Origin of the sequence: Aquimarina sp. MMG016, from assembly GCF_018100805.1 — a bacterium.
Taxonomy (GTDB): domain Bacteria; phylum Bacteroidota; class Bacteroidia; order Flavobacteriales; family Flavobacteriaceae; genus Aquimarina.
Map to the genome: position 1 here is coordinate 382671 of NZ_JAGJEA010000002.1, position 12423 is coordinate 395093.

General features: G+C 33.1%; 10 protein-coding genes. 6 read left to right on the top strand and 4 right to left on the bottom strand.

Annotated features, from left to right (window positions below; translation table 11 throughout):
* Position 1 precedes the first annotated feature (1 nt).
* The 4 genes from J8M14_RS04645 to J8M14_RS04660 all read right to left on the bottom strand — a co-directional run bounded on the left by J8M14_RS04645 (position 2) and on the right by J8M14_RS04660 (position 6317).
* On the bottom strand, positions 2-154 hold the full coding sequence (locus J8M14_RS04645; protein WP_211073412.1) for a hypothetical protein: 153 nt from the start codon (positions 152-154) through the stop codon (positions 2-4).
* 272 nt (positions 155-426) lie between these two features.
* Positions 427-2688, bottom strand: a complete 2262-nt coding sequence (locus tag J8M14_RS04650; protein WP_211073413.1) for a CARDB domain-containing protein — start codon at positions 2686-2688, stop codon at positions 427-429.
* A 110-nt stretch (positions 2689-2798) separates the two neighbouring features.
* Complete coding sequence (locus J8M14_RS04655; protein ID WP_211073414.1) at positions 2799-4559, bottom strand: AraC family transcriptional regulator; 1761 nt, start codon at positions 4557-4559, stop codon at positions 2799-2801.
* Positions 4560-4688: 129 nt separating this feature from the next.
* Positions 4689-6317, bottom strand: coding sequence for a carboxyl transferase domain-containing protein (locus J8M14_RS04660; protein ID WP_211073415.1), 1629 nt, complete (start codon positions 6315-6317; stop codon positions 4689-4691).
* Between the two features lie 242 nt (positions 6318-6559).
* On the opposite strand from J8M14_RS04660, the gene J8M14_RS04665 reads away from it, so the two are divergent.
* From J8M14_RS04665 to J8M14_RS04690, 6 genes are all read left to right on the top strand, one after another.
* Positions 6560-7978, top strand: coding sequence for a DNA/RNA non-specific endonuclease (locus tag J8M14_RS04665; RefSeq protein ID WP_211073416.1), 1419 nt, complete (start codon positions 6560-6562; stop codon positions 7976-7978).
* Positions 7979-8170: 192 nt separating this feature from the next.
* Entirely contained in the window at positions 8171-8353 is a 183-nt protein-coding gene (locus J8M14_RS04670) for a CAL67264 family membrane protein (protein ID WP_211073417.1), read from the top strand.
* A 43-nt stretch (positions 8354-8396) separates the two neighbouring features.
* Positions 8397-10088, top strand: coding sequence for an energy-dependent translational throttle protein EttA (gene ettA, locus J8M14_RS04675; RefSeq protein ID WP_211073418.1), 1692 nt, complete (start codon positions 8397-8399; stop codon positions 10086-10088).
* 110 nt (positions 10089-10198) lie between these two features.
* Positions 10199-10891: an HAD family hydrolase gene (locus J8M14_RS04680; RefSeq protein WP_211073419.1), complete on the top strand. Its 693-nt coding sequence runs from the start codon at positions 10199-10201 to the stop codon at positions 10889-10891.
* Entirely contained in the window at positions 10891-11520 is a 630-nt protein-coding gene (locus J8M14_RS04685) for a chloramphenicol acetyltransferase (protein WP_211073420.1), read from the top strand. Before J8M14_RS04680 ends, J8M14_RS04685 begins: the two co-directional genes overlap by 1 nt.
* A gap of 54 nt (positions 11521-11574) precedes the next feature.
* Complete coding sequence (locus J8M14_RS04690) at positions 11575-12420, top strand: sterol desaturase family protein (RefSeq protein WP_211073421.1); 846 nt, start codon at positions 11575-11577, stop codon at positions 12418-12420.
* Positions 12421-12423: the final 3 nt, after the last annotated feature.

Here is a 12423-nt window from a genome sequence, read left to right on the forward strand (position 1 = left end):
TCTATTTCGCTACATAATAACAATTACCCATAATACATAGTCCTCCTTGACAGAAATCATTACAAGGGATTCCGGTGTTTCCACCCTGAACAGATTTTTTTTCATTTTGATCGAGTGGTTGCACTCCTTCCAGATCTAAGATGTTTTTTAACATTTTTAATACGTTTTAATTAGACATTTGATTTGTGAAATAACTGTTACCAGTAAAACTGGAAATTGTTGTTTCTATAAAATTAGATCAAAAAGCATCACATAAAATTGTGTCTATGCACGGATTTATAAATTTGAGGTCATTTGAATTAAAAAGAATATCAATCATTTAAGATTAGAAGAATTTGAAACTATATGAAAACAAAAAATAGCCTTACTACGAGTAAGGCCATTGATATTAGTATAAAAAGTTATATTACATCTAAAGCATAAAGACTAATGTTTGATGATTGTGCCAGTAAAAGGGTAATAATTATTATTCCATCCTATTAAAAAGGAGTAATGGTAAATTCCGCTATTTCTAAATTGAGAAGGTGAAATTGTGATTTTTTGATCACCAGGTCGAGGATAGAAATTTTGGGTATGGTATTGTAGAATTCCCTGTTGGTTATAAATATTTAGTTTAATATCAGTATTTCTAAAATGTGTTTTAAAATCAAAGTTTAATTGATCATTATTAGAGAACGGATTAGGCGAAACTGTAACATAAGTATCTTCTTGAAAAAAATTAGGAATGTTTACGTTTTTTTCATTGTTGGTTTCATACATTTCTTCGACCCTATCATCTGGATCTAGTATAAGAATCATCTTTTTCATACGCAGGGCTATTGAATAGTATTGCCAAGAGACCCTTAAAGTTACCTTAGCTTGTTGTCCGGGATCAAGAGCTGGTACATATTCTGCTTTTATAAATTCCCTGGGATAATTTTCTCGGTAAAAATCAAGTTTTGTATGGGTTGAAGCTATATTTCCCTTATTGGTAACCGTAGCCTCTATATATACCCAATTATTATCAGGTGTTTTTTCAAATCTCACGTCATCGATTTGTAAATCAGGTGCTTCTCCTTTATAAAAACTACCGTTGTATTGGTTATAAATTTGTTGGTATGAATATTCCCAAGAATTACCACTTAAAGGATCATATTCTCCAAAGTGTGCTGAATAATAATACAAACCATCCTCGAGTCCTACTTGCAAAACATGTTTAGTGAATTCAAATGTACCTGGTTCATCATTTTCAAGACTAAAACCAATGGACTTTACGTATTCTCCTTCTGCGTTGTATATATTAATTATAATTTTTTGATTAGGAATAGAAGCATAAAATGAAAAATTGATTGCCCTGTTGGAGAAATCTTGTTGTATAGAAACCTTATTACGAGCATCAAAAGAAACATTGGTATTAATGATTTTTTTAATATTATCTATTTTGTTCTGCTCATTAGCTTCAGGATATTGATTTTCTGGATCTACTTTGAAAATGAGTTCTTTTCCAGAATACCAAGCTCCGTAATAATTCTCATTCATTTGTAAGGAGATAACTCTTTTTTCAAAAGGTTGGAGATTACCGGCGTCCAAAGTATTTATTAGAACTTCTTCTCCTTCATTACTTTTATAATAAACACCAACCTTAAGTTCAGAAGGTCCTGTTATACCTGTAAATCTAGAGTTCGCAACCGTGCAAGATAAGGTAACTTTTTCTGGTTGATCTTTATAAATTCTAGCATCAAGTATAGAGAAATTAGGTTTGATTTCCGAAAGTAGTTCATAAGGTTTGGTTACTTTATATGCGTGCCAGTTATTATTTTCGCAAATTTCTTCGTAGTCATTCAATGGATCTATCACAGATATTAGATACATATTATTATTCAAATACCAGTCATATTGATATTTGGTGAGTTCAAACCAAAAACCATCATCTCTATTTGAAACTATATTTCCTCTTAAAAGATCATTGGTGTCAAAGTTATCATCGTTCGATACGTAAAGGTGCATTCTGTAATCAAATTTGTCTGATATTCGATCACCTAACTCATTATAAAAATAACCTTCCACAAGAACTTTGTCATTAAGAGCGTTAATGGAAACACCGTCTATATTACTTTTAAAATCTTTATGAGTTTCCATACTATATACAGTAAAGGGTATTTTTTCTTGCTCGCTAACAACCGTTATATTATCTTTTAGTAGTAAAAGGTCCATTTCATAATCACCAGAATATAAACCAGCATCAAAAGGTCTATTCTCTCCATATGCATATTCTGGTAGAGAAATACGTAAAAAGTGATCACACCCTATACTTTGAGATCTTTTTTGAGTTTTATTATCGAGAGGTGCTATTTGTTGATTAGAAAGAGGAGGAGGTGGTGGTGGTATTTTAACGGGTTCTAACGTAGTTTGTAAACCTTGGAAATTAATATCGAGCTGGTATTCTTCGGGGATGGGAACTGCCCTTAGATCTTTTATACAAATATTTAAATCTATTGACCCATATTCACCTTCTTGAGTTATAAGGGTTTTAAAGTTTGGCAGAGTCAGACTGCTATTATTATCTTTTAATTCTATAAATATATCAAGTTGATTATTTTCACAATCAAGACTATAACCATATGATTTTTCATTACTTGAGAAAGAAGTTTGAGCATAATTTATGGTGGAATATACTAATAGTAAAATAAGAGCAAGTTTGGATTTCATGAGTTTTTTAAGTTTGGTTGTATGAACATTTTGTAAAATAAGATAATTAGAAGCTATTCAAGATATTTATTTATTGAGTAATTGATCAATTTTATAAAATTGACACTATTTTATCCAGCATTTATGCCTTCGGTTACTTTTTCTTTTTTTAGTGTTTGTTTTAAATAGAAAGAATGCGTCAATCCGGTTTGTTTTTTAAAAGCAGATGCGAATGTGTTAACACTTTTGTATCCTAATTCACCAGCAATAGCCTTGATCGTATAGGATCTAAATTTTTTATCGGTTTTTAGTTTTTTTAAGCAATATTGAATCCTTAGCTCATTTATAAAATCATTAAATGATTTTTGTTGATACTCATTAATAATCTTAGATAGATACGTAGTATTGGTGTTTATTAATTTGGCCGTGTTGTACAGATTACAATCCTCTTTTAAAAAGAAATCGGTTACTTCTAGTTCATTTAATTTTTTGAATAGCACTTCTGCTTTTTTATCAGTAACAAAATCTTTTTTAGAAGTTGGAACATCATCAGAATCCTTGTACTGCTGTTTTTTCTGAAGTTCTTCGAACAATCTTTTGTTCTTTTGCTGTTTTCTAAAATTATATATTAATAAAACAACAATTATTACTATTGCGATTAGTGAAATTATAATATAAGTTACGTTTTGATTGGAGAGATTTTGGTTTTTTTCTTCTAACTCTTCAATGTCCTGATCATAGAGTTTATCTTTTGTTCTGATATCATCCAAATGTAGAGAGTCAATAATACGGCGATAAGCCAAGCTATATTCGATTTGCTTTTCTTTATCCCCAAGTTTTTCTGCAGCTCTGTATGCCAGATCATACATCTCGTTTATTTTCTCTACTTGAATTTCCTTTTTTGGAGAATCAATGATTTCAAAACTTTCTGATAAATAATCCAATGTTTTTATGTATTCTTCTTTTTTAAAAAACACTGTTGCTAAATGAAAATTTGTAGTATGTAATGCAGGATTAAAAGTTGTACTAGAAGATCTGATTTTATTTTTGGCTTTATATAAATGTTCTAAGGCATCAGTATACATTCCTTTTGCAGTATATGCCTCTCCTGAAGTCATATGAAAATTTATTTCGTAATGTTCAGAATTATACCTTTTTGCTAATTTAAATCCTTGTTCATAGTATGATATGGCTTTATCATATTCTCTAAGATGGTAATGACAAACACCTGCACCCAAAATACTCGAAAGATAAATTCCGGAGTAATTAGGGAGATCTGTATGATCTTTCTTTTTTAGAATATCAATAATCTTTACATATGATTTCAGTGCCTCTTCATATCTATGAATTCTGGTTCTTATGATGTTTATGTTGACTAATAATCCTAGTTTAGGATCATTTATATCAATTTCTTTATAAATATGATATGCTGCCAAGTATTGTTCTAGAGAATTTTCATACTCTCGAATTTTATAATAAACATTGCCAAGATGATTTAACGCGGTTATTTTATAGTTGTTATTATTGAGGGTTTTGCTTAAACGTAACATTGATTTACCATGTCCAACAGATGTTGCAAAATCACCATTTACATATGCTAAATCACCTAAGTAATAATGCGATATGAATTGAGAACGGCTTTCATTTTTTTGAATGCTTCTTTCTAAGTAATATTTATAATAAGCTTTAGCCAAAGTTGTGTCTTTAGCATAAATACTAAGTAAAAAACTTTCTACTTTTTTAGTATCCTTTTCGTCAAAAATATAATCTTTATCAGTCTGTTTTTGATGTTGGATTATATTTTCGATATGAAAAGAATAACCAGAAAAAATGAATAGAAGACTAGCCAAAAGAGCATAGATCTTTTTTAAAAGAGTTTGTTTGGTTGGCATAGGGTATTAGCAATATTTTTAATAAACGAACCCCAACAGTTTAACTGTGTAAACTATTGGGGCTTTATTAACGAAAGTACAAAGAATTTAAGACTTTTAGATATCACTTATTTATTAACAAAAAATATCTTAAACCTGAATTATACCAAGATTAAATGGTTTTTCGATAGGAGCGTGGTTGGCTGCTTCAATACCGGTGGATATCCATTTTCGGGTATCCAAAGGATCAATGATCCCATCGGTCCAGATTCTGGCTGCTGCATAATATGGTGATATCTGTTTATCGTACCTAGCTTTGATCTTATTAAACAAAGCTTTTTCATCTTCTTCAGAAATTGTTTCTCCTTTCTTTTTTAAGGATGCAGTTTCTATCTGCAATAATACTTTAGCTGCTTGGGCTCCTCCCATCACGGCTAGTTCTGCACTTGGCCAAGCACAGATTAACCTGGGATCATAAGCCTTACCACACATTGCATAGTTTCCGGCTCCGTAGGAGTTGCCGACTACCACTGTGAATTTTGGTACAACACTATTACTAACTGCATTCACCATCTTAGCACCATCTTTAATTATTCCGCCATGTTCACTTTTACTACCGACCATAAAACCGGTTACATCTTGTAAAAACACTAATGGAATTTTCTTTTGGTTACAATTGGCAATAAAACGAGTAGCTTTATCTGCAGAATCAGAGTAAATCACCCCACCAAACTGCATTTCTCCCTTTTTGTTTTTTACAATTTTACGTTGGTTAGCAACAATCCCAACAGCCCAACCGTCAATTCTGGCATATCCGGTAATGATCGTTTGACCATAGCCGGCTTTATATTCTTCAAAGTCCGAGCCGTCAACTAATCGCTTGATAATCTCCATCATATCGTACTGCTCATTTCTTGCCTTAGGAAGAATACCATAAATATCTTCAGGGTTTTCTTTTGGTTTAAGAGGTTGCACTCGGTTATATCCGGCTTTGTCAAAATCACCAATCTTGGACATAACATTCTTAATAGTATCTAAGGCGTCTTTATCGTCCTTAGCTTTATAATCCGTAACCCCTGAGATTTCACAATGTGTGGTGGCCCCACCTAGTGTTTCGTTATCAATGGTTTCGCCGATAGCAGCTTTTACCAGGTAGCTTCCTGCAAGGAAAATACTTCCTGTTTTATCTACAATTAATGCTTCATCACTCATAATGGGTAGATAAGCTCCTCCCGCAACGCAACTCCCCATGACAGCTGAGATTTGAGTTATCCCCATGCTACTCATTACCGCATTGTTTCTGAATATTCTTCCAAAATGCTCTTTGTCTGGAAAAATTTCATCCTGCATAGGTAAATATACACCGGCACTATCTACGAGATAGATAATTGGCAACTTGTTTTCGATAGCTATTTCCTGTGCTCTTAAATTCTTTTTTCCGGTAATCGGAAACCAAGCTCCTGCTTTTACCGTAGCGTCATTAGCAACTACTATACATTGCTTACCACTTACATGTCCAATTTTAATAACAACACCACCGCTGGGACAACCCCCATGCTCTTCGTACATGTCTTCTCCGGCAAAAGCACCTATTTCGATGGCTTTAGCATCATCATCCAGTACATAATTAATTCGTTCTCTGGCGGTCATTTTGCCTTTGGCATGAAGTTTTTCTATACGTTTTTCGCCTCCTCCCAGTTTAACTATGCTAAGTCTTCTACGTAGCTCAGACACTAAGAGTTTATTGTGGTCTTCGTTCTTATTGAAGTTTAAATCCATTGTGTGTATTGTTTGCACGAAAATACAAAAAAGAGTCAGTTTATAAATGTTTACTACAAGATGTACTAATACTAAAGTAATAATGAAAAAAAGTTTCATAGATGTTAACCTTTAAACTTGTAAATACACTGATTTATAACGGTTTACTAACATTTTATTATTACAATATTAACATGAGCCATCTAGTTTAGTGAGTACATTCTGAACAATTTTTATAAAACATTTAACTAATTCACTCATCTATGAAACTTTTTAATCTTAATTACATTTGGTCATTTCTTGTATTATCACTATTCATTATAAGTTGTAGCACCGATGATAAATCTATTTATGAAGAAATAGAAACTATCCCATTAAAAATTGAAGGGGAACTCAAAGTAGCTACTTACTTTTATAATAATGAAGGACCACACGAGCACAATTTTTCTGGAAAAAGCACTTCGGGTTTTACAGAGACTTATGAATCGGGTGTAAAAGGTAGTTATGCAGGGGCAGGCATTAATGTATCTTCTGGAAGCTGGTATCTCAATGATGCTCTAATTGGAACTTTATCAAATGATAGAAAATTTGGTTCTAAGTCCGTTCGTATTAGAAATAGCGGCTACGCCATTATGTCTTTTGATATGGATAACGGAGCACAGACTATTAGAATCCGTCATGCTAAATATGGTAATGATGGTAATTCTACCTGGAGGTTAATTGCATCTTATGATAATGGTTCTTCATGGTACTATGCGGGTTCAACCATTACTACAAATTCTACAACATTAAACACTGTTACTTTTAATGTAAATGAAACTAGTAGTGTACGATATGGTGTATATAAAACTTCTGGTGGCTCTAATAGAATCAATATTGATAATTTTGAGATTTCTACTAATACTACAGGCGGTGGAGGAAATGGTTCTCCATCACAGGATAGTAATATTACCTTTGGGAACCCATCTAATGCTGGGTCAAGTGCCAATAATTATTATCTTTCTAAACCTGACTTTGTATTATCCTATAATAACAGCAGAGGAACTGCCAATTGGGTAAGTTGGCATCTAAGTACAGCCTGGACAGGCAGTACTCCAAGATGTAATTGTTTTAAGCAAGATAGAGATTTACCTAGCAATTTCTTTAGAGCAACAACAAGTGATTATACTGGTTCAGGGTTTGACAGAGGACATCTTTGCCCATCGGCAGATAGAAACGGAAGCCAGGATTCTAATGAGAATACATTCTACATGACTAATATTGCCCCGCAAGCACCAGATAATAATCGCAGGACTTGGGTTAATTTTGAAAACTACTTGAGGTCTTTGATTGTAGAAGGAAATGAAATACATATCGTTTCCGGAGTTTCAGGTAGCGGAGGAACGGGAAGTAACGGTTTTGCAAGTACAATTGATAATGGTAATATTACTGTACCTGACTCTTTTTGGAAAGTAGCATTAGTTTTACCTAATGGTACGAACGATGTTAATCGTGTAACAACTGCTACTAGGCTAATTGCTATTAATGTTCCTAATGATCAGGGAATAAGTAATGATTGGACTCAATTTAGAACTTCGGTAAATTCGATAGAAAGTTTAACAGGTTATGATCTTTTTGAAAACATACCAAATGCTATAGAATCTGTTCTGGAATCAAGAGTAGATAACAGACCATCTAATTAAAAATATATTTTTGCGGATATTAAAAACGGGTATTTACAAGTTAAATATCCGTTTTTTAATTTATAGATATTTCCTAACTTGCTGTCTCGCAGTAAGTAATGCTGTAAAGCATTCCAAGAAGTCTTTAAAAGCCTAATTTTTGACGATAAAATACCGATATTTGCATTTCTTAATAGTACTAAATAATATTTTATGGGAATGAATAAGAACACTGTTTTAGCCTGGGCTACATTTATAATGATTCTTGCTGGATTAGGACTAATTGCTCTTGGAGCATTTAGATATAGAGATGTTTCCGGTTGGGGATTTGCAGCAGTTGGAGTTGGATTTTTAGCAAATGCTTGGGTGTTTAATGCGCTAAAAGGAAGAGTTTAATATTATACAATAAATATACTAACCATAAACAATTTAGGGGCTTATGTCAGATGATAAAAAGGTAATCTTCTCCATGTCTGGGGTTACCAAAACTTATAAAAGTGCAAATACTCCTGTACTTAAAAATATATACTTGAGTTTTTTCTACGGAGCTAAAATCGGAATCCTTGGTCTTAATGGTTCTGGTAAATCTACTTTACTTAAGATTATTGCAGGAGTGGATAAAGATTTTCAGGGAGATGTTGTGTTTTCTCAGGATTATTCTGTTGGATATTTAGAGCAAGAACCACAATTAGATCCGGATAAAACTGTAATAGAAGTTGTAAAGGAAGGAGTTGCAGAAACTGTTGCAGTTCTGGATGAATACAATAAGATCAATGATATGTTTGGCTTAGAAGAAGTCTATAGTGATGCAGATAAAATGCAGAAACTTATGGATAGACAAGCTGTACTACAAGATCAGATTGATGCTAGTAATGCTTGGGAGCTAGATACTAAGCTGGAGATCGCAATGGACGCTTTACGAACTCCTGATTCTGATAAAAAGATTAGTGTTCTTTCTGGAGGAGAAAGAAGAAGAGTTGCACTTTGTCGATTATTACTAAAGGAACCGGATGTTCTATTATTAGATGAACCAACCAACCACTTGGATGCTGAATCTGTACATTGGTTAGAGCATCATTTAGCACAATATAAAGGAACTGTTATTGCCGTAACTCACGATAGGTACTTCTTAGATAATGTAGCAGGTTGGATACTAGAATTGGATAGAGGAGAAGGGATTCCGTGGAAAGGAAATTATTCTTCCTGGTTAGATCAAAAGTCCAAACGTTTAGCTCAGGAAAGTAAGTCTGCTTCTAAACGTCAGAAAACACTCGAAAGAGAATTAGAGTGGGTACGTCAAGGTGCAAAAGGAAGGCAAACAAAACAAAAAGCACGTTTAAAGAATTACGATAAGTTGATGAGTCAAGATCAAAAACAACTTGACGAAAAATTAGAAATCTATATCCCTAATGGTCCAAGATTAGGTACTAATGTATTAGAGGCATCAGGAATAAGTAAAGCTTACGGAGATAAGCTTTTATATGAAGATCTTAATTTTAAACTTCCTCAAGCTGGAATTGTAGGTATTATTGGACCTAATGGAGCTGGTAAAACGACTATTTTTAAGATGATAATGGGAGAGGAGCAACCTGATAAAGGAACCTTTACTGTTGGAGAAACAGCTAAAATCGCATATGTAGATCAAGCACATTCCAATATTGATCCGGATAAATCTATTTGGCAGAATTTTAGTGATGAGCAGGATTTAGTAATGATGGGAGGTAAGGAAGTAAATTCTAGAGCATATTTAAGTCGTTTTAATTTTGGAGGAAGTGAACAAAATAAAAAGGTATCTACCCTTTCTGGTGGAGAAAGAAATCGACTGCATCTAGCAATGACTCTAAAAGAAGAGGGTAACGTATTGCTTCTTGATGAGCCTACTAATGATCTTGATGTTAATACATTGCGGGCATTAGAAGAAGGTTTGGAAAACTTTGCAGGGTGTGCTGTGGTGATTTCTCACGACCGTTGGTTCTTGGATAGAATATGTACCCATATTCTGGCTTTTGAAGGAGATTCTCAGGTATATTTCTTTGAAGGTAGTTTCTCTGATTATGAAGAAAATAAAAAGAAACGTTTAGGTGGAGATCTAATGCCGAAACGAATTAAGTATAAAAAATTAGTACGATAGTTTATGAGTTGTGAAGGCGCTTCGCTTTGAGTAGTGAAAAAAATCTAAGAAAACTATGAAGTGCGTCTACTCATAAACTCACCGCTAACAAACTCAAATACTCCTAAAAAATGCCACTAAGCAGAATTAAAGCGATTGCATTTGATGCAGATGATACTCTTTGGGTAAACGAAACATTGTTCAGAAAAGCAGAAGAAGAGCTATGTGAATTGTTGGAGGAGTATTTGCCTAAAGAAGAAGTAAATAAATTACTTTTTGAAGTAGAAATGAAAAACCTACCATTGTATGGTTATGGTATCAAGCCTTTTACGCTTTCTTTGATTGAGGCTGCAATCCAGATATCTAATGGTAGTATGAAAATCGAATTGGTGGAAAAGCTCATAGATAAAGGTAAACAAATGCTTCAGGAGCCGGTAGAACTAATTGACGGTATAGATGAAACATTAAATCAATTATCTAAAAAATATCGTTTAGTAATGGCTACCAAAGGGGATTTACTGGATCAGGAAAGAAAATTGATTAAATCTGGCTTAGAAAAGTATTTTCATCACATAGAAATTGTATCTGATAAAACAGAAAAACAATATCAAAAACTTGTAAGACATCTTGATGTTACTGAAAGTGAGTTTCTTATGGTGGGTAACTCGCTTAAATCTGATATTCTACCTGTTTTGAATATTGGTGCTCACGCTTTTCATATTCCTTTTCATACTACCTGGGCTCATGAAATGGTGAATGAAGAGATAAAACATCCTAATTTTAGAAGTTTTACCAAAGCTACCCAACTCTTAGAAGTATTGTAATGCGAACTAAACTGGATCTAACTACATGGAACAGAAAAGAGCACTTCGAGTTTTTTGGAGGTTTTGATGAACCTTTTTTTGGAATTACTACTACAGTGGATTTTACTTTAGGATACCAAAACATAAAGGATAATGGGTATCCTTATTTTCTTTATTACCTACATAAATCAATCAAAGCTGCTAATAGTATTGAAGAATTCAGATATCGAATAGAAGATGATCAAGTGTATGTTTATGATAAAATTCATGCATCACCAACTATTGGCAGAGAAGATCATACTTTTGGTTTTTCGTTTATGGAATATGAAGAAGATTTTGATCTATTTGTAGCGAAAGCTCAAAAAGAGATTGATGAAGTCAAAAATAGCACAGGGCTTAGACATACGGATAATGCTAAGCGTATTGATACAATTCATTATTCATCAATTCCCTGGTATAACTTCAGTGGGTTGACTCACGCCAGACATTTTCAATTTAAAGATAGTATCCCAAAAATTTCTTTCGGGAAATATACCAAAGAGCAGGGAAAAATCAACTTGCCTATAGCAATTAATGTACATCACGGATTAATGGATGGTTATCATATTGGTAAATATCTTGAAGAATTTCAGTCATTATTGAATAGCTAGTTTTGTAATTAGTTAAAAAATTGTATAATTCTTAGAAAAAAGATATTTTGCTGTATGGAAACAATCATGAATTATTTTGAAACAATACCCTCTTCTCATCGTAGTTTAATTTTAGTGGGAGGTATTGCTTTTTTTTGGTTAGTGGAGTATGCTGCTCCTTTGTTTAGATTTGATTACAAGAAATTTAAACACGCCTGGCCAAACATTTTTTTTACGTTAACCACTATTCTTATCAATTTCGTACTAGCTTTTATATTACTAAAAACCAGCGATTGGACGGTTGCTACTAAATTTGGTGTACTTCAATGGTTAGATTTGCCATTATGGGCAACTATATTATTAGGTGTAGCGTTATTGGATCTTATTGGAGCTTGGTTGGCGCATTATGTGGAGCATATGGTTAAACCACTATGGATGTTTCATTTAATTCATCATACGGATAATCATGTAGATACTACTACTGCTAATCGTCATCATCCAGGTGAGAGTGTTATACGTTTTGTTTTTACAACATTAGCTGTTTTTATTGTTGGTGCTCCTATCGGAATCATTATGTTATATCAGTCTTTATCAGTAGTACTGTCACAATTTAATCATGCTAATATTTCGTTACCAAAAAAATTAGATGATATTATTAGTTTAGTAATTGTATCTCCGGATATGCATAAGGTTCATCATCATTATGTATTACCATATACAGATACTAATTATGGTAATATCTTCTCTATTTGGGATCGTATGTTTGGTACTTTTGCCAAAATCCGTAATGAAGATTTGATATATGGTGTAGATACGTATCCAGATGTAGACTCTAATGCTAAGATTAGCAAGTTGCTTAAACTTCCTTTTGCTGGTTATCGAGCACCTGTAGGAGCTAAGTTTGATGCTAAAGACGAATAAAAG